Genomic DNA, 22,574 nt, shown 5'->3' with positions numbered 1-22,574 from the left:
ATGGCGGATGCGATGCGGCCGCCCGTGGCGGAGAAGCGCCCGGTCGAGCGGGTCGTGCACGGGGTACGGCTGACCGACGACTATGCCTGGCTGCGCGCCGACAACTGGCAGGAGGTGCTGCGCGATCCCGCAGCGCTGCCGGCCGACATCCGTGCTCATCTCCAGGCTGAGAACGCCTATGCCGGGACCGTGCTGGGGCCGACGCAGGCCCTGCAGGAAACCCTGTTCGCCGAGCTCAAGGGCCGTCTCAAGCCGGACGATTCGAGCGTGCCGGCGCCGGACGGCCCCTACGCCTATTACGCGCGCTTCCGCGAAGGCGGACAGCACCGGCTGCATTGCCGCCGGCCGCGCGAGGGCGGCGAGGAGACGGTGCTGCTCGACGGCGACCGGCTGGCGGAAGGCAGCGCCTTCTTCCAGATGGGCGGCTCCAGCCATTCGCGCGATCACCGGCACCTGGCCTGGAGCGCCGACGCCAAGGGCTCCGAGCTCTACGAGATGCGCGTGCTCGACGCGATGAGCGGTGCCATGCTCGACGACATCGTGCCCGACACCGCGGGCGGGGCGGTGTGGAGCGCGGACGGGCGCTGCTTCTTCTATGTGCAGGTGGACGAGCATCACCGGGCCCTGCGCGTCTTCCGCCACGAGCTCGGCACGCCGGCCGCGGCGGACGCGCTGGTCTACGAGGAAGCCGATACCGGCATGTTCGTCAGCCTGGGCGAGACCCAGTCCGGCCGCTTCGGCCTGATCTCGATCCACGATCACGAGACCGCCGAGGTGCGGCTGCTCGACCTCGCCGCGCCCGAGGCGCCGCCCCGCCTGGTGGCGCCGCGGGAGCCCGGCGTGCGCTACGAGGTCGAGCACCACCCGTCCTGGCCGGACGGCGAAAGCCTCGTCATCCTCACCAATGCCGACGGCGCCGAGGACTTCAAGGTCGTGCTCGCGCCGCTCGCCGATCCTTCGCGAGGCCGCTGGCGCGATCTGCTGGCGCACCGGCCGGGCCGGATGATCCTGTCGCTGGCCGTGCTCGAGGGCTGGCTTGTGCGCCTGGAGCGCGAGGACGGGCTGCCGCGCATCGTCGTGCGCGCGCTGGGCAGCGGCGAGGAGCACGCCATCGCCTTCGCCGAGGAGGCCTATTCGCTCGGCATGGATGCGGGCTTCGAGTTCGTCACCGATACGCTGCGCTTCACCTATTCCTCGATGACCACGCCGGCCGAGACCTACGACTACGACATGGCCGGCCGCCATCGGACCTTGCGCAAGCGCCAGGAGGTGCCCTCCGGGCACGACCCGGCGCACTACGTGACGCGCCGGCTGATGGCGCCGGCGCCCGACGGCGAAAGCGTGCCGGTGTCGCTGCTCTACCGCAGGACGACCCCGCTCGACGGCTCCGCGCCCTGCCTGCTCTACGGCTACGGCGCCTATGGCATCTCGATCCCCGCCGCATTCTCGACCAACGCACTGTCGCTGGTCGATCGCGGCTTCGTCTATGCCATCGCCCATATCCGGGGCGGCACGGAGAAGGGCTGGCGCTGGTACCGGGAAGGCAAGCTCACGAAGAAGCCGAACAGCTTCAGCGACTTCGTCGCCGCCGGCGAGCACCTGGCTCGCGAGCGCCTCACCAGCCGCGGGCGCATCGTCGCCCATGGCGGATCGGCCGGCGGCATGCTGATGGGAGCGGTCGCCAACCTGGCGCCTGACCTGTTCGGCGCGATCCTCGCCGAGGTGCCCTTCGTCGACGTCCTCGCCACCATGCTCGACGACAGCCTGCCGCTGACCCCGCCGGAATGGCCGGAATGGGGCAACCCGATCGCGGACGCGGACGCCTTCGCCGGCATCCGCGCCTATAGCCCCGTCGACAATGTCGAGGCCAGGGCCTATCCGCCGATGCTGGTGCTGGCCGGCCTCACCGACCCGCGCGTCACCTATTGGGAGCCGGCGAAATGGGTGGCGCGCCTGCGCGCGCTCAAGACCGACGCCAACCCGATCGCCTTCCGGGTCAACATGGATGCCGGCCATGGCGGCGCGTCGGGCCGCTTCGACCGGCTGAAGGAAGTGGCGCTGGTGCAGGCCTTCGCGCTGATGGTGGCGGGAAGGGCCTGACCGCCGGAATGGATCGGCCGGGCCCTGTGGCCCGGCCGGACAGGCTCGCCGCGAGCGTCAGAAGTCGCCCGCGCCGGCACCCGGCCCGGGGAAGGCGGGCTTGTCCTTCGGCAGCTCGGTGACGAGCGCCTCGGTGGTGACGATCAGCGAGGCGACCGAGGCCGCGTCCTGCAGGGCGGTGCGCACGACCTTGGCAGGATCGACGATGCCGGCCTCGATCAGGTCGACGAAGGCCTCGGTCTGGGCGTTGAAGCCGAAGGTCGCCGACTTGTTCTCCAGGATCTTGCCGACGACGAGCGAGCCTTCGACGCCGGCATTGTCGACGATCTGGCGGATCGGGGCTTCGAGCGCCTTGAGCACGATGTTGATGCCGGACTGGACGTCGGCGTTGTCGCTCTTGAGCTTGGCGACCGCGGACTTGGCCCGCAGCAGCGCGACGCCGCCGCCGGGGACGATGCCTTCGGCGATGGCGGCCCGCGTGGCGTTGAGCGCGTCGTCGACCCGGTCCTTCTTCTCCTTGACCTCGACCTCGGTCGAGCCGCCGACGCGGATCACCGCGACGCCGCCGGCGATCTTGGCCAGGCGCTCCTGCAGCTTCTCCTTGTCGTAGTCGGAAGTCGTCTCCTCGATCTGCGCCTTGATCTGCGCCACCCGGGCGTCGATGTCCTTCTTCTTGCCGGCGCCATCGACGATGGTGGTGTTCTCCTTCTCGATGCGCACCCGCTTGGCGCGGCCGAGATCGGCCAGCGTGACGTTCTCCAGCTTGATGCCGAGATCCTCGGAGATGGTCTGGCCGGCGGTGAGGATGGCGATGTCCTCCAGGATGGCCTTGCGGCGGTCGCCGAAGCCCGGCGCCTTGACGGCCGCGACCTTCAGGCCGCCGCGCAGCTTGTTGACCACGAGCGTGGCGAGAGCCTCGCCCTCGACGTCCTCGGCGATGATCAGCAGCGGCTTGCCGGTCTGAACCACGGCCTCCAGCACCGGCAGCAGCGGCTGGAGCGAGGCGAGCTTCTTCTCGTGGATCAGGATGTAGGGGTCGTCGAACTCGGTGACCAACTTCTCGGCATTGGTGACGAAATAGGGCGAGAGATAGCCGCGGTCGAACTGCAGGCCTTCGACCACGTCGAGCTCGGTCTCGGCGGTCTTGGCCTCCTCGACGGTGATCACGCCTTCATTGCCGACCTTCTCCACGGCGGTGGCGATGATCGAGCCGATCTCGGCCTCGCCATTGGCCGAGATGGTGCCGACCTGGGCCACTTCCTCCGACGACTTCACCTTCTTGGCGCGCTTCTCGATGTCCTTCACCGCCTCGGCGACGGCAAGGTCGATGCCGCGCTTGAGGTCGAGCGGGTTGAAGCCGGCGGCCACGGCCTTGGCGCCCTCGCGGACGATGGCCTGGGCCAGCACGGTGGCGGTGGTGGTGCCGTCGCCGGCGGAATCGTTGGTCTTGGAGGCGACCTCGCGCAGGAGCTGCGCGCCGAGGTTCTCGAACCTGTCCTCCAGCTCGATCTCCTTGGCGACGGTGACGCCGTCCTTGGTGATGCGCGGGGCGCCGAACGACTTCTCGATCACGACGTTCCGCCCCTTCGGGCCCAGCGTGACCTTGACGGCGTTGGCGAGGATGTCGACGCCGCGCAGCAGCCGCTCGCGCGCATCGGCGGAAAATTTCACGTCCTTGGCAGCCATTCCAGTTTCTCCAGGGATAGGGTCGCGGACCCGCGGCGCGGGTACCGGCGGGGGTCTCAGGCGATGACGCCGAGAATGTCGGATTCCTTGAGGATCAAGAGGTCCTCGCCGTCGATCTTGACCTCGGTGCCCGACCATTTGCCGAACAGCACGCGGTTGCCGGCCTTGACGTCGAGCGGCTGCAGCTTGCCGGACTCGTCGCGGGTGCCGGGGCCGACGGCGACGACCTCGCCTTCCTGCGGCTTCTCCTTGGCGGTGTCGGGGATGATGATGCCGCCCTTGGTCTTCTCGTCTCCTTCGAGGCGACGGAGGACCACGCGGTCGTGGAGGGGGCGAAAGCTCATGAGCGAAATCCTTCTTGGAGCGCGGGATCGCGCCGGCCGGCTGGCACTCGCCGGACCGGAGTGCCAGCCAGTGATAAGCCGGCGGCGCTTCGGGCGTCAAGGTTAGAATATAAAATCTGTATAATAACTATTCTTTTATCCGCTTCCTGCGATCAGATCGGGAACGCCGGCGCGGCCGGAAGCGCGCGGCGGACCCCATTTCACATCCTCGCCGTGGATGAGCGGGAGAATTCACATATCGCCAGGCTGGCGGTTGAACCGGAGGCGGGGTCGGCCTAATTGTCAGGAGGATGGCGGCTCGGCCGCCTCCCCCTCACCCCCGTCCGGGGCGTGTCCACCCGAGGAATCAGAGGAACGCCATGTCCTTCACCCTGCCCGACCTGCCCTACGCCCATGACGCTCTCGGCCCGACCATGTCGAAGGAGACGCTCGAGTTCCACCACGACAAGCACCACCTCGCCTATGTCAACAACCTCAACAACCTGATCAAAGGCACGGAGTGGGAAGGCAAGAGCCTGGAGGAGGTCGTCAAGGGCTCCCATGGCAAGAATCCCGGCGTGTTCAACAATGCCGGCCAGCACTACAACCACATCCATTTCTGGAAGTGGATGAAGCCGCACGGCGGCGGCAGCATCCCGGGCAAGCTGGAGAAGGCCATCGTCGACGGCCTGGGCTCGGTAGAGAAGGCCAAGGAAGAGTTCATCCAGGCCGGCGTGACGCAGTTCGGCTCCGGCTGGGCCTGGCTGGCGGTCAAGGACGGCAAGGTGATCGTGTCCAAGACCCCCAACGGCGAGAACCCGCTGGTGCACGGCGCGACCCCGATCCTCGGCGTCGACGTCTGGGAGCACTCCTACTACATCGACTACCGCAACCGCCGCCCCGACTATCTCAAGGCCTTCGTCGACAGCCTGGTGAACTGGGACCACGTCGCCGAGCTCTACGACGCCGCGGTGAAGTGAGCGCCACGTCTTCGATGCCGTGAAGAGATCGACCGGGCCCCACAGGCCCGGTCGCCGCAGCCGCCGGCCGCAAAGCGCAACCTCCGCCGTCTTCCCTCCGCACCTGCAAAAAATGCCGCGACGGCGAGCGGTTTTTTCACCGCCGAGGGCACCGCGGAGGCGACTTTTGCTGCAAGTGCGAAGAAGCTTGCCGGGCTCGAAGCCGCCCATTTCAGGGTGCGAGAGGCGCCCCATGCCGCAACCGCAGAGCAGCTTGCGGTGGACCGGTTCAACCTGCACAAACGCTCCCCAAAATCTGCATATGTCGAATGGCAGCCATGCAATATTGGCAATTGTTTATTGTGCGTCGCACACTAAATTAAACCTCGTCAGATGGCGCGGACCTGTTCCCCGTCTGACAGCCCTCCTTGGGCGTTTCCTCCCTAGACTTGGGCCGCAGCGCAAGCTGCGGCCTCTTTCTTTTCCGGCCCTTCGCGAACGCGATGGTGGCTGGTATGACCAGCCCATGGTCGCCGGAACCCCGTCTTGCTGAAGAAAATCCTGTCCGTCGGTGCCTGGACGCTGGTCTCGCGCGTCACCGGCTTTGCCCGCGATGTGTTCACGGCGGCGATCCTCGGCACTGGACCGATGGCCGACGCCTTCGTCGTCGCCTTCCGCCTGCCCAACAATTTCCGGGCGATCTTCGGCGAAGGCGCCTTCAGCAACAGCTTCGTGCCGGCCTATACGAGAATCGAGGAGCAGGCGGGCAGATCCGCCGCGGCCGAGTTCCAGGGCCGGATTGCCTCGCTGCTGCTCGTCTCGACGCTGGCCGTCACGCTCGCCGCCATCCTGTTCATGCCGCAGGTGGTCTCGGTGCTCGCCCCGGGCTTCGGCAACGAGGCGGGCCAGTTCGACCTCGCGGTGACCCTCACCCGCATCACCTTCCCCTACCTGCCGCTGATCACGCTGGCGACGCTGTACGGCGCCGTGCTCAACGCCGCCGGCCGCTTCACCGCCTTCGCGGCGGCGCCGATCCTGCTCAACCTGGTGTGGATCGCAGCCCTTCTGGCCGCGCCCCTCTTCCCGTCCCCCGCCCACGCGGTGGCCTGGGGCGTCACGATCTCGGGCGCGGCGCAGCTCGGCGTGGTCTGGTGGGCCGCCCGGCGCGCCCGCCTGCTCGCCCGCCTGCGGGCGATCCGCCTCGATCCGGAGCTGCGGCGCTTCTTCCGCAGCCTCGGACCGGCGCTGATCGGCTCGATGGGCGTGCAGATCGCCATGTTCGCCGACACCATCATCGCCTCGACGCTGCCCTCCGGCGCGGTGTCCTCGCTGTTCTATGCCGACCGCATCTACCAGCTCCCCTACGGCGTCATCGCCATCGCCGCGGGCACCGTGCTGCTGCCCGAGATGAGCCGCTTCATCGCCGCCGGCGAGCCGGACAAGGCCCATGCGGCCCAGAACCGGGCCATGCTGCTGATCTGGTTCATGGCCGCGCCGTTCTTCGCCGCCTTCCTCACCGTGCCCGAACTGATCATGCAAGCCTTCTTCGCCCGTGGCGCCTTCACCAGCGCCTCGGCCGAGGCGGCCGGGGCGGCGCTGCTGGCCTATGGCGTCGGCCTGCCGGCAATCGTGCTGATCCGCTCCGCCGTCGCCAGCTTCTATGCCCGCGGCGACACGGCGACGCCGCTCTGGGCCTCGCTCACGGCGATCGCCGTCAATGTCGGCTTCAAGATCGTGCTGATGGGGCCGCTGCAGCAGGCCGGGCTGGCGCTGGCGACCTCGATCGGCGCCTGGGTCAATCTCGGCATCCTGATGGTCCTGGCCGTGCGCAGCGGCCGGATGGTGCCCGACCGGCGCCTGCTCAACGCCCTGGGCGGGCTCACCGTCGCCACGGCGCTGATGGGCGCCGCCATGGTGCTGGCCGAGGCCCTGGCCGACCCTTACGTCGCCGGCGTGTCGCGGCAGTTGCGCGAGCCGGCCAAGCTCGTGCTGGTGGGGCTGGCCGGCGGCGCCGTCTACGGCCTGGCGGCGCTGGTCCTGTTCAAGGCCCTGGGGATGCGGCTGCGCCGCTGAGCCGGGCCGCGGCGCAGAGTCACGACGCCAGCAAGGCCTGCAAGGCCGCGGCCGCAGCCAGGACCTGCGCATCCTGCCCGCGCGCGCCGACGATCTGGAGGCCGACCGGCCGGCCCTGGCGCGTCTTGCCCGCCGGAATGACGCAGGCGGGCTGCTGGCTGAGATTGAGGGGAAAGCTGAAGCCCGCCCATTCCGTCCAATGGCTCAGGCCCGAGCCCTCGGGCACGTCGAGCCCGGCGCCGAAGGCCGGCACGGCGACGGCCGGCGAGACCAGGACGGCATGGCGCGCCAGCAGAGCGTCCATCGCGCGTCCGAACTCGGCGCGCCGCTGCGAGGCCCGCGTCAGGTCGACGGCGCTGAAGCGCCCCCCGGCAGCGGCGGCGGCCCGGAACCCGGGATCGATGCCCGCATGCTCGACCGGCCCGAGGGCGGCGAGCCGCGCCGCGGCGCCGGAAAACCACAGGGTCTGGAAGAGGCCGTGGAGGTCCTCGCCGGGCAGGCGGACCGGCTCGACCGCGGCGCCCTCCCCCTCGATGCGCCGGACCGCGGCATCGACGAGGGCGGCGACCTCGGGGTCGAGCCGGCCGACCGGCGGCTCGCGCCAATAGCCGATGCGGGTGCCGGCCAGGGCGAAGGCCGGCGCCTCGAGCGGCGGCAGCGTGCCGGGCTGCTGGTACCAGTCGCGCGGGTCGGGCCCGCTCATGGCGGCGAGCATCGCCGCGGCGTCGGCGACCGTGCGGGCCATCGGGCCGATATGGGCCACCGTGCCGAAGGCGCTCATCGGGTAGGCGGCGACGCGGCCGAAGGACGGCTTGTGGCCGACGATGCCGGAGAAGCCGGCGGGAATGCGGATCGAGCCGCCGCCGTCGGTGCCGAGGTGGAAGACGCCTGCCCCGGTGGCGGCCGCGACCGCGGCGCCGCCGCTCGAGCCGCCCGGCGTGAGCCGGGGGTCATGGGGATTGCGGGTGATGCCGGTGGCGGGGCTGTCGGTGACCGCCTTCCAGCCGAACTCGGGCGTGGTGGTCAGGCCGAGGAAGACGCAGCCGGCAGCCCGCAGCCTGGCGACCGCGGGCGCGTCGGCCTCGACCGGCGCCGCATCGGTCGCCGTGCTGCCGTAGCGGATGGACCAGTCCTCGACCCAGACGATGTCCTTGATGGTCGCCGGCACGCCGTCGACGGGACTCGACGGAGAGCCGCTGCGCCAGCGCGCTTGCGAAGCCCGTGCCGCGGCCAGGGCACCGTCCGCGTCGATCGCGACGAAGGCGTTGAGGCCGGGATCGATGGCTTCGGCCCGCCTCAGCGCCGCCTCGGCCACCTCGACCGGCGACAGATCGCCCCGGGCATAGGCCGCGACGAGCTCGGAGGCGCTGAGCCGGCAGAGCTCGGGCGCGTCGGCCAGGGGATCGGGGTGGGAGGGCTCGGGCAGGTTCGCCGTCATTCATGCCTCTGCATCAGGCAGGCCTTCGATGGGGGCAGAAGCTAGAGGCTGTTCCGGCCCGGGGATAGGGGGCTCCATCGAGTCGCGGCACGCGACGGCGGCCCGATGCGCCGATGGCCGGACGGATCAAGCCGTCCGCGGACATCCCGCGCGGCGGAAGGCCAGCTCGACGCCGGCGATGACGCCGACCACGAGCAGCACGCCGGCGATGACGTCGAGGAGGTAATGGCCGCCGCACGGGATGGTGGAGACCAGCATGCACAGATTGACCGGCACCAGCACGGGGAAGAGCAGGCGGAGCGGGCGGGCGGCCCAGGTGCACAGCACCGCCATCACCGCATGGAACGAGGGCAGGCTGATCAGGCCGGGAATTCGGGCGCTGTCGAAGCTGCGCCGGCTGCCGTCGCGCAGGCCTGCGATCAGGTCGACGAAGGTGACGGCGCCGGTATCGGGCAGGCCGTTCACCTGCAGGTCGACGATCTGTGCCGGCGGCGGGATCAACGGGACGAGAAAATGGCCCAGCAGCGTCGCAAGGTAGCTGAGGATCAGGACGGCGAAGACCTTGGACACCATGCGGTCGTGGCCGAGCAGCGTCAGGCCGACCAGCACCAGGAGGGCCTCGATCAGCATGAGGCCATAGGCGATCTCGAGCACCCGCATGAGGAGGGGGTAGCGCCTGAACGCCAGGTCGGCCGACAGCCAGTCGAAGCCGAGCGCCAGATCAAGCGCCTTCACCTGCGCGTCCTGGAACGGAAACGGGCTGGCCGTCGCGAAGAATTGCCAGACGGCGAAAGCCAGGCCGAGCAGCACGAAGAGCCCCATCGCCTCGGCCAGGGATGCGAGGCGATGAAAGCCGGTCACGAAGGCGTGGCACGCCATGGCGGTGACGACCATCGCGACCGGAACCAGCACCTCCATGGCACCGATCCTGACATCCCTGAAACCGAGCCAATAGGCCAGAGGAATGCCGGCGAGGACGAAACCGAGGACGGCGCCATGCACCCACAGCCCGAACGCGGTCACACGCCCGGAAAAACGCAGTCGCGACGAAGCTCCGATCGATGGTCCGGTCCCCGCATCCGTCGCCAGCGTCATGACGGCTCCCCCAGCCACGGGGGGAGCCTCGCATTCCGGCGTTAAGGTACCGTTACGTCATTCCGCCGTTTCCGGCCTTCGCGGGCGGCGCCCCGGCTATCGGCCGAGCGCGTCGAGGATGCGAATCCAGGAACGGACACCTTTGTGGAAGCTGCGGACGTCGTACTTCTCGTTGGGCGAATGGATGCGGTCGTCCTCCAGGGCGAAGCCGATCAGGAGGGAGTCGATGCCGAGGATGCGCTGCAGCTCGCCGACGACCGGGATCGAGCCGCCGGCGCCGATCACCGGCGCGGTGCGTCCCCATTCCTCGGCCAGAGCGGCGCGTGCCTTGCGCAACGGCTCGGAGTCCGAGGGCACGACGATGGCCGGGCTGTTGCCGTGGCTGAGGAAGGTCGCCTCGCAATCGGCCGGCAGCCGCTCGGTGACGAAGCGGCGGAAGGCGGCCTGCACGGCCACGGGATCCTGGCTGCCGACCAGGCGGAACGACACCTTGGCCGAGGCGACGGCCGGGATCACGGTCTTGGCGCCGTCGCCGGTATAGCCGCCGACGATGCCGTTGACGTCGCAGGTCGGCCGGACCGTGATCTGCTCCATCACCGAGCGGCCGGCCTCGCCGGCCGGGACCTTCAGGCCGACGGCGCCGAGGAAGGCGGCGCCGTCGAAGCCGAGCGCCTCCCATTCCCGCTTGACCGCCGGCGGCAGCTCCTCGACCCCGTCATAGAAGCCGGCCAAGGTGATGCGGCCCTGCTCGTCGTGCAGGCCGGCGAGGATGCGCGCCAGCACGCGGATCGGGTTCTGCGCCGCCCCGCCATACATGCCGGAATGCAGGTCCATCGCGGCCGCGCGGATCGAGACCTCTTCATAGACGATGCCGCGCAGCATGGTGGTCACGGCCGGGGTCTGCGCATCGAACATGTCGGTGTCGCAGATCAGGCCGAAATCGGCCTTCAGCTCCTCCCGGTTCTCGGTGAGGAAGGGGACCAGGCTCTTGGAGGAGGATTCCTCCTCGCCCTCCAGGAGCACCGTGACGTCGACCGGCAAGCCGCCCTGCGTCTCGATCAAGGCCCGGCAGGCCTCGATGAAGGTCATCACCTGGCCCTTGTCGTCGGAGGCCCCGCGCGCGACGATGACGTCGCCATTGGGGCCGGCGACGCGCTGCGGTTCGAATGGGGGCGAGGTCCACAATTCGAGCGGATCCGGCGGCTGGACGTCGTAATGGCCGTAGAACAGCACGTGCGGCGCGCCGGCCCGCCCGGAGCGGCGGTGCCCGACCACCATGGGGTGACCGATCGTCTTGCGCGGAGACGCGTCGAAGCCGATGTCGCGCAGGGCCGCAGCCGCCCAGTCCGCCGCGCGCCGGCAGTCCGCCTCATAGGCGGGATCGGCGGAAATGGAGGGAATGCGCAGGAACTCGAACAGGCGGTCGAGGCCCTGGTCGAGCGCGCGATCGGCGGCCGCGAGGGCGTTCTGGATATCGGGCATGGCAGGTCCGGCGGATGGTTCGGGCGCGCAGGCTAGCCTGCTTTGGCGCAAGGCGGCAATGGCGCAGCCGCCGGCTCGCCGGGCGGAATCAGCCGGCGGACGCGTCGTCCGCCGGGACCGGGCCGGCAGGCGGCAGCGCGTTGCGCTGGCGCACGGCCCGCCGGGCCCGCTGCATCAGCGACCCCATGCGCCGATAGATCAGCCGCGGCGACAGCGGAAAGGGCAGCACCGCGTCGAAGCCGGCATTCGAGGCGGCGATGGCCGCGGTCCGCGTCGCCTGGCTGGTGACGAGCACGACCGGGACGTCGCCGAGATCGCCGGCCTCGCCCGCCGCCAGCCGGGCGATCAACGCATAGGATTCGGCCGGCGAGGACAGCGCGATGACGATGCCGTGCGGCCGGCTCGAACGGATCGTCGCGATCGCCCCGTCCGCATCGTTGACGGCGCGCACGCCGCTCATGCCGAAATCCAGCAGGGCCTCGCGCCATGCGGCTGCGACATCGCCATCCGCTTGGATCAGCAACAACTCAGCAACGTGAATGGCTTTCCGGGTCCGCGGTCTCGCAAGCTGAGAATCAAGACTCATGCCAGCAACACTTTTCCTGCCACAGCGGCACCATAGCTGCTGCGCATGTTCGCTCGGGCACGCCGCAGTAACCCGGTCGACTCCGGCAATATTACCGCGGCCGGTAAATTGCGGCAATCGAATAGTACATGCGCGAAGTTGAGGGAATTTGAGCCGATTTGGCTGATATTGTTCGCCGACGCACATGGCGCCGCGACGACGCTCTGCGACGCTAGGCAAATGCCGATCGCCGGTTCGGAGCCCGTTTGGAAACACCGGCCGGCGACCCAGTGCACCCCTTCGCAGCCCCCGGCGCCTCGGCGATCTCGCCGGGACACGAAACCATGTCCTCGGGCCTGGCCCGGGGATCCCTCATCGTCTCTCCCCGTCGGATGTCCGACGCTTCCTCAGCGACGCGTCAGCCCGCCGAGCAGGCCGCGCAACAGGGCATTGGCGATCTGACGCCCGGCGGTCGAGGCCATGGACCGCGCCGCCGAGCGCACCACGACCTCGGTGGTGCTCATGCGGGTGGAGGGCCGGCTGCCGGACTTGGCGCCGCCGCCGAACACGCTGCCGAGCACCCCGCCGAGGAAGCCGCCGCCCCCGGCATCCGCCTCCGTCGCGCCGGCGTTCTTCCTGGTCAGGATCTCGAAGGCCGACTCCCGGTCGACGGCCTCGTCATACTTGCCGCGCAGCGGCGAGGCGGCGAGGGTCTGCCGGCGCTCCTCCGGCGTCACCGGGCCGACCCGTGCCGCCGGCGGCACCACCAGCGCCCGCTGCACCATGGCCGGCACGCCGTTGCCTTCCAGGAAGGAAACCAGCGCCTCGCCCTTGCCGAGCTGCATGATCACCTGCGCGGTGTCGAGGTCCGGATTGGGGCGGAAGGTCTCGGCCGCCGCCTTCACCGCCTTCTGGTCGCGCGGGGTATAGGCGCGCAGGGCATGCTGCACGCGGTTGCCGAGCTGACCCAGCACCGTGTCGGGCACGTCGAGCGGGTTCTGCGTCACGAAATAGACGCCGACGCCCTTGGAGCGAATCAGCCGCACCACCTGCTCGATCTGGCGCAGCAGGGCCGCGGGCGCATCGTTGAACAGGAGATGGGCTTCGTCGAAGAAGAAGACCAGCTTGGGCTTGTCGGGATCGCCCACTTCCGGCAGCCGCTCGAACAGTTCCGACATCAGCCAGAGCAGGAAGGTGGCATAGAGCTGCGGCGCCGCCATCAGCTTGTCGGCCGCGAGAATGTTGATGGTGCCGCGGCCGCGCTTGTCGATCAGCATGAGGTCGGCGATGTCGAGCGCCGGCTCGCCGAAGAACTTGTCGCCGCCCTGCTGCTCCAGGACCAGGAGCTGGCGCTGGATCGCGCCGATCGTCGCCTTGGAGACGTTGCCATAGGTCTTGATCAGCTCGTCGGCATGGTCGGCCATGTCGGCCAGCAACGCCCTGAGGTCCTTCATGTCGAGCAGCAGCAGCTTCTCGTCGTCGGCCAGCTTGAAGGCGATGTTGAGCACGCCCCCCTGGATATCGTTCAGGCCGAGAAGGCGGCCGAGCAGCAGCGGCCCCATCTCCGAGATGGTGGCGCGCACCGGCGTGCCCTGCTCGCCGAAAATATCCCAGAACTGCACCGGGAACTGGTCGGGGTCGTATTCGAGCCCGACCTCCTCGGCCCGCTTGACCACGAAGTCCTGGCCGTAGCCGGGCTGCGACACGCCGGAGAGATCGCCCTTGATGTCGGCCGCGAACACCGGCACGCCGCGCGCCGAGAAGCCTTCGGCCAGCACCTGGAGCGTGACCGTCTTGCCGGTGCCGGTGGCGCCGGTGACGAGGCCGTGGCGATTGCCGAGCGCCAGCGTGAGATAGTGCGGCGTGTCGCTCTTGGCGACGAAAATCCTGCCCGGTTCGTCCATCTCGCGCTCCCAGATCGTCCGCCTCGTTCGTCGAGTTATAGACCGGCCCCGGCACGCCTTCCAACCCGGCCGGCGGCCGATGCTCCGGGCCCGGGCGGATCTTCGTGTTAGATCATGGCGTTGTGATAGGATTGGCGGGGTGCGGACCATGCGCCGGCGATCGGCGAAGCCCGGCCGGAATCGCGGCCCGGACCATGGCCGGGCGGCGGAAGCGGCCCGGCGGCGGCTTGCGATCCTTGTCGATCCGCTCCAAGGTCCGCGCGGACCCGCGCCACGACGCGCCGAAAACGACAGCCCTGGAGAATCCCATGGAAGAGCTCGTCTCCCGCCTCACCGCAGCCACCGGGCTCGACGGCGCCACCATCACCCAGGCGACCGGTGCCATCCTGTCCTTCCTGGAGAAGGAAGGTCCCGCCGGTCCGGTGGCGCAGTTGATCGACGCCATTCCCGGCGCGCGCGACGCTGTCAACAGCGCCGTCAACGGCGAGGGCGGCGGCGGGCTGATGGGCATGCTCGGCGGCATGGTCGGCCATGTCGGCGGCGGCATCGCCGGCCTCGGCGGCCAGCTGATGGGCATGGGCCTCGATCTCGGCCAGATGCAGACGCTCGGCAAGGAGCTCTTCGCCTATGCCTCGGAGAAGGCAGGCCCCGAGGTGGTCGGCAAGATCGTCAGCGAAGTGCCCGGCCTCAACCAGTTCGTGTGATGGACGACGTCATGGGGCTGCGCGGCGCGACGTCATCATGACGACGGGGCCCACCCGTGATGCCTGGCTGCAGGCCGTCGCCGGTGTGCTGAAGGGCGCGCCGCTCGAGACGCTGCGCTGGCACCTGCCGGGCGGCGCGGCCATCGAGCCGCTCTATCCGCGGGCGGCGGGCGCGGCGCCGGTCATCGGCCGGCCGCCGGGGACACGCTGGCGCATCGTCCAGCGCGTCGACCATCCCGATGCGGGCGAGGCCAATGCGCTGGCCCTGGCCGACCTGGAAGGCGGCGCCGACGGCCTCACCCTGGTGCTGGCCGGCGCGGCGGCGGCCCGCGGCTTCGGGCTCGCCGCCCCCGACATCGACACCCTGGAGCGGGCGCTCGACCGCGTCGAGCTCGACCTGATCACCCTCCGCCTGGATGCCGGCGCCGCCGCTCCGGCGGCAGCGGCATCGCTGCTTGCGCTGGCGCAGCGGCGGGGGCTGGCTGCGGGCCGCCTCGCCATCTCGATCGGCTATGATCCCGTGGGCATCCTGGCGGCGCAGGGGCGCCTGCCGCCGGAGGGCGCGGTCGGCGAGCTGGTCGCCGCGCTCGAGCGGGCCGGCCATGCCGGCCCGGCGCTGACGGCGGACGGGCGGCCCTACCACGAGGCGGGCGCGTCCGGGAGCCAGGAGCTCGCCGCGGTGCTGGCGACGGGGCTCGCCCATCTGCGCGTGCTGGAAAAGGCCGGGCTGACGCTGGAACAGGCGGCACGGCGCATCGATTTCGTCCTGGCCGCCGATGCCGACATCGTGCTGACCCTTTCCAAGTTCCGGGCCCTGCGCCGGCTCTGGGCCCGGGTCGAGGCGGCCTGCGGGCTGAGGCCGGAGCCGGCATGCCTGCATGCCGAGACGGCCTGGCGCATGCTCGCCCGGCGCGACCCGCCCACCAACATGCTGCGCGGCACCATCGCCGCCTTCGCCGCCGGACTCGGCGGGGCCGACAGCATCGGCGTGCTGCCGTTCACGGCGGCGCTCGGCCTGCCCGACGCCTTTGCCCGGCGCGTCGCCCGCAATGCCCAGCACGAGCTGATGGCCGAAGCCAATCTCCACCGCGTCACCGACCCCGCCGCCGGCGCCGGCACGTTCGAAGCGGTGACCGACATGCTCTGCACCGAGGCCTGGGCCATGTTCCAGGCGATCGAGCGGCAGGGCGGCGCGATCGCGGCGCTGCTATCGGGCTGGCTGCAGGACGAGATCGCCGCGGGCCTGGCCGGCGCGCCGGAGCCCGTCATCGTCGGCACGACCCGGTTCGCGCTGGCGCACGAAGCCGAGACGGCGGTGCTGGCACCGGCGCCGCCTGCTCCCGTGGCGGACGGTGGCCTCGACGGCCGCCCGCTCCCGGCCCGACGGGCAGCCGAGCCGTTCGAAAGGGTGTCGCCATGAACCGGGCCGCCCATCTCGAACGACGGCTCGCCCGGTTGCGCCTCATCGAGAGCATGAACTGGCGAAAGGAGCTGGCCTGGTTCCTCGCCTTCAGCCTGCTGGCAGCCGTCGTGTTCGGCCTTCTCTTCACGCTGACGGATCACAGTCTCTCGGCGGAAATGGCCTGCCTGGCGGGTTTCTGCCTGGTGGTGCTGACCGACCTGGTCGTGCCCCGCGCACGCCGCTTCCTGACGTGGGTCCTGTTGTTCTGGCTGTTTCTGATCTTCGAGGAGCTTCTCACGGAGGGCCTGCCAGCGGCAAAGGCGAAGCCCGGCCGAAAGGGCAAGGTCTCTTTGAAAGTCCGCCTGGCGCGCGCCATCGCGGCCACCGAAGCCCGCATGGCGCCGATGAGGAGGAATGCCAGTGACGCGCATTCCTGATTTCAGCACGACCGCTTTCGAGACGAGCGACGCCCCCGCGCCGCCGCCCGGCGCAGACCCCTGGCTCACCCCCGAGGGCATCCCGGTCAAGCCGCTCTACACCGAGGCGGACCTCGCCGGGCTCGCCGAGCTCGACACCTATCCCGGTCTGCCGCCATTCGTCCGCGGCCCCTACCCCACGATGTACGTCACCCAGCCCTGGACCGTCCGGCAATATGCCGGCTTCTCCACGGCGGAGGAGTCGAACGCGTTCTACCGGCGCAACCTCGCCGGCGGCCAGAAGGGCCTCTCGGTCGCCTTCGACCTCGCCACGCATCGCGGCTATGATTCGGACCATCCGCGCGTCGCCGGCGATGTCGGCATGGCCGGTGTCGCCATCGATTCCATCCTCGACATGCGCACCCTGTTCTCGGGCATCCCGCTTGGCGAGATGAGCGTGTCGATGACCATGAACGGCGCGGTCCTGCCGATCCTGGCGCTCTACATCGTCGCGGCGGAGGAGCAGGGCGTCGCGCCGGACAGGCTCAGCGGCACCATCCAGAACGACATCCTCAAGGAGTTCATGGTCCGCAACACCTATATCTATCCGCCGGCGCCCTCGATGCGGATCATCTCCGACATCTTCGCCTATACCTCGCGGGAGATGCCGAAGTTCAACTCGATCTCGATCTCCGGCTACCACATGCAGGAGGCCGGGGCGACGCAGGACCTGGAGCTGGCCTACACGCTGGCCGACGGGCTCGACTATGTCCGCGCCGGCCTGAAGGCGGGCCTTGCCATCGACGCCTTCGCCCCGCGGCTCAGCTTCTTCTTCGCCATCGGCATGAATGTCTTCATGGAGGTGGCGAAGCTGCGGGCGGCGCGGCTGCTCTGGACGCGGCTGATGCGCCAGTTCCAGCCGAAATCGGCCAAATCGCTGGCCCTGCGCACCCATTGCCAGACCTCCGGCTGGTCGCTGACGGCGCAGGACGTCGCCAACAACGTCGCCCGCACCATGGTCGAGGCGATGGCGGCGACGCTGGGCGGCACCCAGTCGCTGCACACCAACGCCCTCGACGAGGCGCTGGCGCTGCCCACCGACGCCTCGGCCCGGATCGCCCGCAACACCCAGCTCGTGCTGCAGCTCGAAAGCGGCCTCACCCGGACCATCGATCCCTGGGGCGGCTCCTTCTACCTCGAAAGCCTCACCGCCGGGCTCGCGGCCAAGGCCTGGGGCCATATCGAGGAGATCGAGGCGCTGGGCGGCATGGCACGGGCGATCGAGGCCGGCCTGCCCAAGCTGCGGATCGAGGAGGCCGCGGCCAGGACGCAGGCCCGCATCGATGCGGGCAAGCAGGTCCTGATCGGCGTCAATGCCTACCGGCCCGACGGCGAGCCGCCGCTCGACATCCTCCGGGTCGACAATTCGGCGGTGCGCGCCGCCCAGATCGAGAAGCTGCAGCGCCTCAAGGCCGAGCGCGATCCGCAAGCCGTCGCGGCGGCGCTGGAGGCGCTGAAGCGGGGCGCGGAGGGCGATGGCAACCTCCTGGCCCTGTCGGTCGAGGCGGCGCGGGCCAGGGCGAGCGTCGGCGAGATCTCGCTGGCGCTGGAGCAGGTGTTCGGCCGGCACCGGGCCGAGATCAGGAGCATTTCCGGCGTCTACAAGCGGGAGGCGGGCGTGGACGGCGAAGCGGTGACGCGGGTTCAGGCACTGGCCGAGCGCTTCGAGGAGGAGGAGGGCCGCCGGCCGCGCATCCTGGTCGCCAAGATGGGCCAGGACGGCCATGACCGCGGCCAGAAGGTGATCGCCTCGGCCTTCGCGGATCTCGGCTTCGACGTCGATATCGGACCCCTGTTCGCCACCCCCGAGGAGGTTGCGCGGCAGGCGGTGGAGAACGACGTCCATATCGTCGGCGTGTCGTCGCTCGCGGCCGGGCACCTGACCCTGGTGCCGGCGCTGAAGGCGGCCCTGGCCTCTGAGGGGCGCGACGACATTCTGATCGTCGTCGGCGGCGTCGTGCCCGAGCAGGATTTCGAGGCGCTGCGCCAGGCCGGCGCGGCGGCGATCTTCCCGCCGGGCACGCCGGTGGCCGAAGCCGCGGCCGGGCTGGTCGAGTTGCTGGCGCAGCGGCTCAGGCACCCCGAGCCCTGAGGCCAGGCCGGGGAGAACGGCCTGGGCCGCCTCCCCCGCCGCTTCGGTTATTTCGCTGCGCCGAGCAGCAGGTCGAGATCCACGGCCTCGGCCATGGCCTTGTATCCCGCGTCGTTGGGATGCAGGTGGTCGCCGCAATCATAGTCGGCACGGATGTAGCCGGGCCTGGCCGGGTCCTCCATCACCTTCTCGAAGTCGATCACCCCGTCGAAGCCGCCGCCGCTGCGGATCCACTGGTTGACCGCCAGGCGGATCTTCTCCTTCTCCGGCGTGTAGTAGCCGTCGGTCGGCAGGCCCTTGAAGGTCTCGGCGAAGGGGGTGAGCGTCGCTGCGAGGATGCGCGCGCCATGGTCGTGGACGCGGTCGATGATCTGCCGGTAGCCGGTGATGATGTCTTCGGCCGTCGGCTCCTTGTCGTCCGGCGTGATCGCCCGCTCGCCGGGCCAGCCGATGTCGTTGATGCCCATCATCAGCACCACGGTCGACAGGCGCGGATGACTCAGCACGTCGCTGTCGAGGCGGGCGAGCGCGTTGATGCCCATGCCGTCGGTCAGCACGCGGTTGCCGGAGAAGGCCTCGTTGACCACGGCGACACCGGCGTGCCCGGCGGCCTGCAGCCGCTCGGCGACGTGGTCGGGCCAGCGATTGTCGGCGTCGGCCGTGGAGCAGGCGCCGTCGGTGATGGAATCGCCGAAGAACACGATCGCCCTGGCGTCGGCCGGCGCGTCGACCATGATGCCCGACAGGAACAGGCGCGACTTCAGCGTGCTGTCCGCCTTGAACGTCGCGTCACCGGCGACATTGCCGGCGGCCGAGATATAGGCCGTCTGCGCCCCGTCCCAATGCACCGAGGACAAGGCCGTCTTCTTCGGCAGATAGAGGCTGACCGAGACGCTGGAGAGCGGCTTGACCGCGAGGTCGACGGGATCGCTCAGGATCGGCGCGCCGGGCGGAACGACCACCGAGGTCTTCCCGCCCCAGGTGAGCGGCTTCAGGCTCGCTGCATCGACCGCGCCGCCCTCGCCGGCGATGGCGACGCTGCCGGCGCCGATGGTCAGGGGCTTCACGCCGAAGGCGTTCGACAGGACGATGCGGACCTTGGCTCCGCCGACGCTGATGCGGGCGACCTGCCGCACCGTCTGGTTCTCCAGCACCTCCGGCACGCCGAAAGGCGCGGGCAGGCTGTCGGACCAGCGGGGCGCCGGCGTCGCCGCCCAGGTGGTGATCCAGCCGCCCCCGTCGGCGGCGCTCGACGGGGACACGGTGAGCAGGGAGCCGGCGGCGAGGCCGGCGAAGGCGAGAGTCGGGAGCAGACGGCGACGGCGCGGAACGAGGGCGAACGCGCCCGCAATCGCCCCGCGGACCGCGGGGCAAGACGGGAACCACATGATCGTTTCCTCCGATTGGGTGCGTCGGGCGCACCGGTCGCGGACGATAGGAGCCGCGCCACGGGAGGCAATGATACTTTGGTCGGGCTTGCGCGGGAGGCGACGGCCGCGTCAGGAGCCGTCGTTGGCGTTCTCGATGGCCCGGCTGAGCACGCCGTGCAGCTCGGTGCGGCTCATGAAGATGTCATGGTTGATCCAGCCGGAACCGAAATCGGTGGCATCGACCGTCTTGACCCCGGTCTGCTCCAGCGCGCTGCGGTCGGAGGCACCAACGCGCGGCAGCCCGCCGGCCAGGGTGGAGGAGAGCTCCAGCGCCCGGTCCTTGCCCGAGACGATCACCGTGGTGCGGGGCGCGAGGTCGGCGAGGCGCTTCATCTGCCGCCGGAACAGGTCGAGGTCCACGTCCGGATTGGCGAGCACGATGGCGCCGAAGCGGCTCGACATCGCCCCGCCGGTGCGATCGTTGACCGAGCGCAGCGCCTCCAGCGTCAGGAGGCCGCCCATGGAATGGGCCAGGATATGGATGCGCCCGACCTTGGGATTGACCGCAAGCGCGGTGAGCGTGTCCTCCAGCGCGTCGCGCGACCACATGGCGCTCTCGCGATCCGCGCCGTAGTCGAGCAGCGCCCCGCGCGAGGGCCAGGTGAACAGGATCGGCGCGCCGGTGAAGCCGATGCCGGCCAGCAGCTTGGCATAGCTGGTGGACGCACTGTCGAAGGTCTCGTTGAAGCCATGGACGTAGAGCAGCACGTCCTTGCCCTCCGCGGCCTTGGCGATGGCGGTGGCGGCATCGCCCTGCATCGGCTGGACGCCAGCCACCGACCAGTCCGTCGAAGCCAGCGGATTGACGCTGGCGAGCAGCGTCTTCTGCGGGGGATAGAGGATGGTGCGGGCGGCGGTGGGGTCGGAGGCGCGCTCGCTGCCGAACCAGGGGTCGCCGGCCCCGGCCTGGTTGCGGGTGGTCATGACCAGCATGGTCAGGCCGCCGCGCCACAGGCCGACCGGCGTGCTGGCGACCGGCTGCGGCGCGATCGTGGTCAGCACGGGCTTCAGGCTGGCGGTCGTGCCGGTATCGTCGTCGATGCCGACGCAGGCCGCGAGCGAAAGAGAGAGGCAGGCGGCGAGGAGCGAGGCAGCTCGCATGAGGCAGTCCCGGAGCGTGGTGATGGATCCCCCATCCACGACGGAGGGGGCGAAAGTGAGGCGGGGCGCCCCTTGCGGGAAGTTTTCCCAGCCGCTACCAGCGAAGCCATGGTCGATCCGCGCAGTCCGCACGGCGATTCCGCCGCCCCGGCGCCGATGCTGGCGCAGCGGCTCGCCGCGGGCGACCGGGCAGCGCTGGCGCGGGCCATCACCCTGGTCGAATCGAAGAAGGCCGAGCACCGGGCGCAGGCGCGCGAGCTGGTGCAGGTGTTGCTGCCGTCGACCGGCAGGGCGCTGCGGCTCGGGGTCACCGGCGTGCCCGGGGTCGGCAAGTCGACGCTGATCGACCGGCTCGGATCGATGCTGACCGCGCGCGGCCATCGGGTGGCGGTGCTGGCGGTCGATCCGTCCTCGACGCGCAGCGGCGGCTCGATCCTCGGCGACAAGACGCGCATGGCGGCGCTGGCGACCGACGAGAACGCCTTCATCCGCCCCTCCCCTTCCGCCGGGACGCTGGGCGGGGTGGCGGCGCGCACCCGCGAGGCCATGCTGCTGTGCGAGGCCGCCGGCTTCGACGTGGTGCTGGTCGAGACCGTCGGCGTCGGCCAGTCGGAAACGGCGGTGGCCGACCTGGTCGACTGCTTCCTGGTCCTGATGCTGCCGGGCGCCGGCGACGAGCTGCAGGGCATCAAAAAGGGCGTGATCGAGCTCGCCGACATCGTCGCGGTCAACAAGGCCGACGGCGACGGCGTGGCGCGGGCGCAGGCCGCGGCGGGCGACTATCGCGCCGCGCTGCACATCCTCGCCCCGGCCTCGCCGGCCTGGAGCGTGCCGGTGGCGATCGTCTCGGGGGCGACCGGCGCCGGCCTGGAGGCGCTGTGGGCGACCATCGGCGACCATCGCGCCCGCATGGAGGCGGCCGGCCTCCTCCAGGCCCGCCGGCGGGCGCAGCAGGTCACCTGGATGCGGGTGATGCTGGAGGAGCGGCTGACGGCGCGTCTGCGCACCGACCCGGCGATCCGCCGGCGCCTGCGCGAGCTCGAGGCCGAGGTCGCCGCCGGCCGCCTGGCACCGCTGGTGGCGGCGGACGAGCTCGCCGCCGCGATGGGAGCCTGAGATGGGGAGCATGAGATGGCCGATCGCCGCATCCTGGTCACCGGCTTCGGCGCCTTTCCCGGCGCGCCGGTCAATCCGACCGAGGCGCTGATCGGCGCCTTGCGGACGGCGCGGCTGCCGGGCATCGCGCTCGAGCCGCATGTGCTGCCCGTCACCTGGGCCGGCACCGGCCCGGCGCTGCGCGGCCTGATCGCCCGGCTCGCGCCGGAAGCTGTGCTGATGTTCGGCCTGGCCCGGGGCTCGCGCCTGCTGCGGCTGGAGACACGCGCGGTGAACGCGGCGACCACCGCGCATCCCGATGCCGAGGGCGTGGTGCAGAGCGCGCCCGTGCCCTGGCCGGGCGGCCCGGCCGAGCGGCGCTCCCGCGCCGACCTCGCCGCGGTGCTGGCGGCGGTGCGGACCAGCGGCACGCCGGCGCGGCTCTCGAAGGACGCCGGGACCTATCTGTGCAACGCCGCCCTGTGGACGGCGCTGGCCGAGACGGACGAACGGACGCCGGTGCTGTTCATCCACGTGCCGACGCTCAGGCCCGGCCGGCTGACGTCGGAAAGGCTGCTCGCAGCGGCCGTCGCCGCGATCGAGGCGCTGCGGCTGCCGGGGTAACGTCGGATTTCCTCGCGATGAGGAC

At 70.4% G+C, this 22,574-nt stretch carries 18 protein-coding genes; 9 read left to right on the top strand and 9 right to left on the bottom strand.

Annotated elements, in window-relative coordinates; all coding sequences use genetic code 11:
* On the top strand, window positions 1-2,100 hold the full coding sequence (locus tag QO011_RS13565) for a S9 family peptidase (RefSeq protein WP_307272654.1): 2,100 nt from the start codon (window positions 1-3) through the stop codon (window positions 2,098-2,100).
* A 57-nt stretch (window positions 2,101-2,157) separates the two neighbouring features.
* Here QO011_RS13565 and groL read toward each other — a convergent pair whose 3' ends face one another.
* Both groL and groES read right to left on the bottom strand, forming a co-directional pair.
* Window positions 2,158-3,786, bottom strand: coding sequence for a chaperonin GroEL (gene groL / locus QO011_RS13560; protein ID WP_307272652.1), 1,629 nt, complete (start codon window positions 3,784-3,786; stop codon window positions 2,158-2,160).
* Window positions 3,787-3,842: 56 nt separating this feature from the next.
* Window positions 3,843-4,130: a co-chaperone GroES gene (groES, locus tag QO011_RS13555; protein ID WP_307272649.1), complete on the bottom strand. Its 288-nt coding sequence runs from the start codon at window positions 4,128-4,130 to the stop codon at window positions 3,843-3,845.
* A 359-nt stretch (window positions 4,131-4,489) separates the two neighbouring features.
* Here groES and QO011_RS13550 point away from each other — a divergent pair, with 359 nt between their 5' ends.
* Both QO011_RS13550 and murJ read left to right on the top strand, forming a co-directional pair.
* Window positions 4,490-5,089, top strand: a complete 600-nt coding sequence (locus QO011_RS13550) for a superoxide dismutase (RefSeq protein ID WP_307272648.1) — start codon at window positions 4,490-4,492, stop codon at window positions 5,087-5,089.
* 525 nt (window positions 5,090-5,614) lie between these two features.
* A complete protein-coding gene (murJ, locus tag QO011_RS13545; protein WP_307272645.1) occupies window positions 5,615-7,141 on the top strand; it encodes a murein biosynthesis integral membrane protein MurJ in 1,527 nt (508 codons plus the stop codon).
* Between the two features lie 19 nt (window positions 7,142-7,160).
* Here murJ and QO011_RS13540 read toward each other — a convergent pair whose 3' ends face one another.
* From QO011_RS13540 to QO011_RS13520, 5 genes are all read right to left on the bottom strand, one after another.
* The gene (locus tag QO011_RS13540; RefSeq protein WP_307272643.1) at window positions 7,161-8,579 is read right to left on the bottom strand and encodes an amidase; all 1,419 of its coding nucleotides are present in this window, start codon (window positions 8,577-8,579) and stop codon (window positions 7,161-7,163) included.
* Between the two features lie 126 nt (window positions 8,580-8,705).
* Window positions 8,706-9,497 (bottom strand): phosphatase PAP2 family protein, encoded by a 792-nt coding sequence (locus tag QO011_RS13535; RefSeq protein WP_307272640.1) that lies wholly within the window; start codon window positions 9,495-9,497, stop codon window positions 8,706-8,708.
* A gap of 273 nt (window positions 9,498-9,770) precedes the next feature.
* Window positions 9,771-11,156, bottom strand: coding sequence for a M20/M25/M40 family metallo-hydrolase (locus QO011_RS13530; RefSeq protein WP_307272637.1), 1,386 nt, complete (start codon window positions 11,154-11,156; stop codon window positions 9,771-9,773).
* A gap of 88 nt (window positions 11,157-11,244) precedes the next feature.
* The gene (locus tag QO011_RS13525) at window positions 11,245-11,616 is read right to left on the bottom strand and encodes a response regulator (RefSeq protein ID WP_307272634.1); all 372 of its coding nucleotides are present in this window, start codon (window positions 11,614-11,616) and stop codon (window positions 11,245-11,247) included.
* A 512-nt stretch (window positions 11,617-12,128) separates the two neighbouring features.
* The gene (locus QO011_RS13520; RefSeq protein WP_307272631.1) at window positions 12,129-13,625 is read right to left on the bottom strand and encodes a helicase HerA-like domain-containing protein; all 1,497 of its coding nucleotides are present in this window, start codon (window positions 13,623-13,625) and stop codon (window positions 12,129-12,131) included.
* A 308-nt stretch (window positions 13,626-13,933) separates the two neighbouring features.
* Between QO011_RS13520 and QO011_RS13515 the strand changes: the two genes are divergently transcribed.
* The 4 genes from QO011_RS13515 to scpA are packed head-to-tail and all read left to right on the top strand — an operon-like array spanning window position 13,934 to window position 18,299.
* Window positions 13,934-14,329, top strand: a complete 396-nt coding sequence (locus tag QO011_RS13515) for a DUF2267 domain-containing protein (RefSeq protein WP_307272629.1) — start codon at window positions 13,934-13,936, stop codon at window positions 14,327-14,329.
* Between the two features lie 37 nt (window positions 14,330-14,366).
* Complete coding sequence (locus QO011_RS13510; protein ID WP_307272626.1) at window positions 14,367-15,749, top strand: methylmalonyl-CoA mutase family protein; 1,383 nt, start codon at window positions 14,367-14,369, stop codon at window positions 15,747-15,749.
* Window positions 15,746-16,168, top strand: a complete 423-nt coding sequence (locus QO011_RS13505; RefSeq protein WP_307272623.1) for a hypothetical protein — start codon at window positions 15,746-15,748, stop codon at window positions 16,166-16,168. The genes QO011_RS13510 and QO011_RS13505 overlap by 4 nt, the downstream gene beginning before the upstream one ends.
* Window positions 16,152-18,299, top strand: a complete 2,148-nt coding sequence (gene scpA, locus QO011_RS13500; protein WP_307272619.1) for a methylmalonyl-CoA mutase — start codon at window positions 16,152-16,154, stop codon at window positions 18,297-18,299. Before QO011_RS13505 ends, scpA begins: the two co-directional genes overlap by 17 nt.
* 47 nt (window positions 18,300-18,346) lie before the next feature.
* Here the strand turns inward: scpA and QO011_RS13495 are convergent, their stop codons facing one another.
* Complete coding sequence (locus QO011_RS13495; RefSeq protein WP_307272616.1) at window positions 18,347-19,687, bottom strand: SGNH/GDSL hydrolase family protein; 1,341 nt, start codon at window positions 19,685-19,687, stop codon at window positions 18,347-18,349.
* Window positions 19,688-19,798: 111 nt separating this feature from the next.
* Window positions 19,799-20,830, bottom strand: coding sequence for an alpha/beta hydrolase (locus QO011_RS13490; protein WP_307272614.1), 1,032 nt, complete (start codon window positions 20,828-20,830; stop codon window positions 19,799-19,801).
* A 108-nt stretch (window positions 20,831-20,938) separates the two neighbouring features.
* On the opposite strand from QO011_RS13490, the gene meaB reads away from it, so the two are divergent.
* Entirely contained in the window at window positions 20,939-21,946 is a 1,008-nt protein-coding gene (meaB, locus tag QO011_RS13485) for a methylmalonyl Co-A mutase-associated GTPase MeaB (RefSeq protein WP_307272611.1), read from the top strand.
* A gap of 15 nt (window positions 21,947-21,961) precedes the next feature.
* Window positions 21,962-22,549, top strand: coding sequence for a pyroglutamyl-peptidase I (locus tag QO011_RS13480; RefSeq protein WP_307272609.1), 588 nt, complete (start codon window positions 21,962-21,964; stop codon window positions 22,547-22,549).
* Window positions 22,550-22,574 lie beyond the last annotated feature (25 nt).

Origin of the sequence: Labrys wisconsinensis, assembly GCF_030814995.1 — a bacterium.
Classification (GTDB): domain Bacteria; phylum Pseudomonadota; class Alphaproteobacteria; order Rhizobiales; family Labraceae; genus Labrys; species Labrys wisconsinensis.
Note: the sequence above shows the minus strand (reverse complement) of the source record. Positions and strands in the feature narration are given on the sequence as shown.

What these genes read in the sequence shown, in the direction of transcription:
- QO011_RS13565 (WP_307272654.1), top strand. Translation starts at nt 1, where the DNA reads ATGGCGGATGCGATGCGGCCGCCCGTGGCGGAGAAGCGCCCGGTCGAG.
- groL (WP_307272652.1), bottom strand. Translation starts at nt 3,786, where the DNA reads ATGGCTGCCAAGGACGTGAAATTTTCCGCCGATGCGCGCGAGCGGCTG.
- groES (WP_307272649.1), bottom strand. Translation starts at nt 4,130, where the DNA reads ATGAGCTTTCGCCCCCTCCACGACCGCGTGGTCCTCCGTCGCCTCGAA.
- QO011_RS13550 (WP_307272648.1), top strand. Translation starts at nt 4,490, where the DNA reads ATGTCCTTCACCCTGCCCGACCTGCCCTACGCCCATGACGCTCTCGGC.
- QO011_RS13540 (WP_307272643.1), bottom strand. Translation starts at nt 8,579, where the DNA reads ATGACGGCGAACCTGCCCGAGCCCTCCCACCCCGATCCCCTGGCCGAC.
- QO011_RS13535 (WP_307272640.1), bottom strand. Translation starts at nt 9,497, where the DNA reads ATGGAGGTGCTGGTTCCGGTCGCGATGGTCGTCACCGCCATGGCGTGC.
- QO011_RS13530 (WP_307272637.1), bottom strand. Translation starts at nt 11,156, where the DNA reads ATGCCCGATATCCAGAACGCCCTCGCGGCCGCCGATCGCGCGCTCGAC.
- QO011_RS13525 (WP_307272634.1), bottom strand. Translation starts at nt 11,616, where the DNA reads ATGAGCGGCGTGCGCGCCGTCAACGATGCGGACGGGGCGATCGCGACG.
- QO011_RS13520 (WP_307272631.1), bottom strand. Translation starts at nt 13,625, where the DNA reads ATGGACGAACCGGGCAGGATTTTCGTCGCCAAGAGCGACACGCCGCAC.
- QO011_RS13515 (WP_307272629.1), top strand. Translation starts at nt 13,934, where the DNA reads ATGGAAGAGCTCGTCTCCCGCCTCACCGCAGCCACCGGGCTCGACGGC.
- QO011_RS13510 (WP_307272626.1), top strand. Translation starts at nt 14,367, where the DNA reads ATGACGACGGGGCCCACCCGTGATGCCTGGCTGCAGGCCGTCGCCGGT.
- QO011_RS13505 (WP_307272623.1), top strand. Translation starts at nt 15,746, where the DNA reads ATGAACCGGGCCGCCCATCTCGAACGACGGCTCGCCCGGTTGCGCCTC.
- QO011_RS13495 (WP_307272616.1), bottom strand. Translation starts at nt 19,687, where the DNA reads ATGTGGTTCCCGTCTTGCCCCGCGGTCCGCGGGGCGATTGCGGGCGCG.
- QO011_RS13490 (WP_307272614.1), bottom strand. Translation starts at nt 20,830, where the DNA reads ATGCGAGCTGCCTCGCTCCTCGCCGCCTGCCTCTCTCTTTCGCTCGCG.
- meaB (WP_307272611.1), top strand. Translation starts at nt 20,939, where the DNA reads ATGGTCGATCCGCGCAGTCCGCACGGCGATTCCGCCGCCCCGGCGCCG.
- QO011_RS13480 (WP_307272609.1), top strand. Translation starts at nt 21,962, where the DNA reads ATGGCCGATCGCCGCATCCTGGTCACCGGCTTCGGCGCCTTTCCCGGC.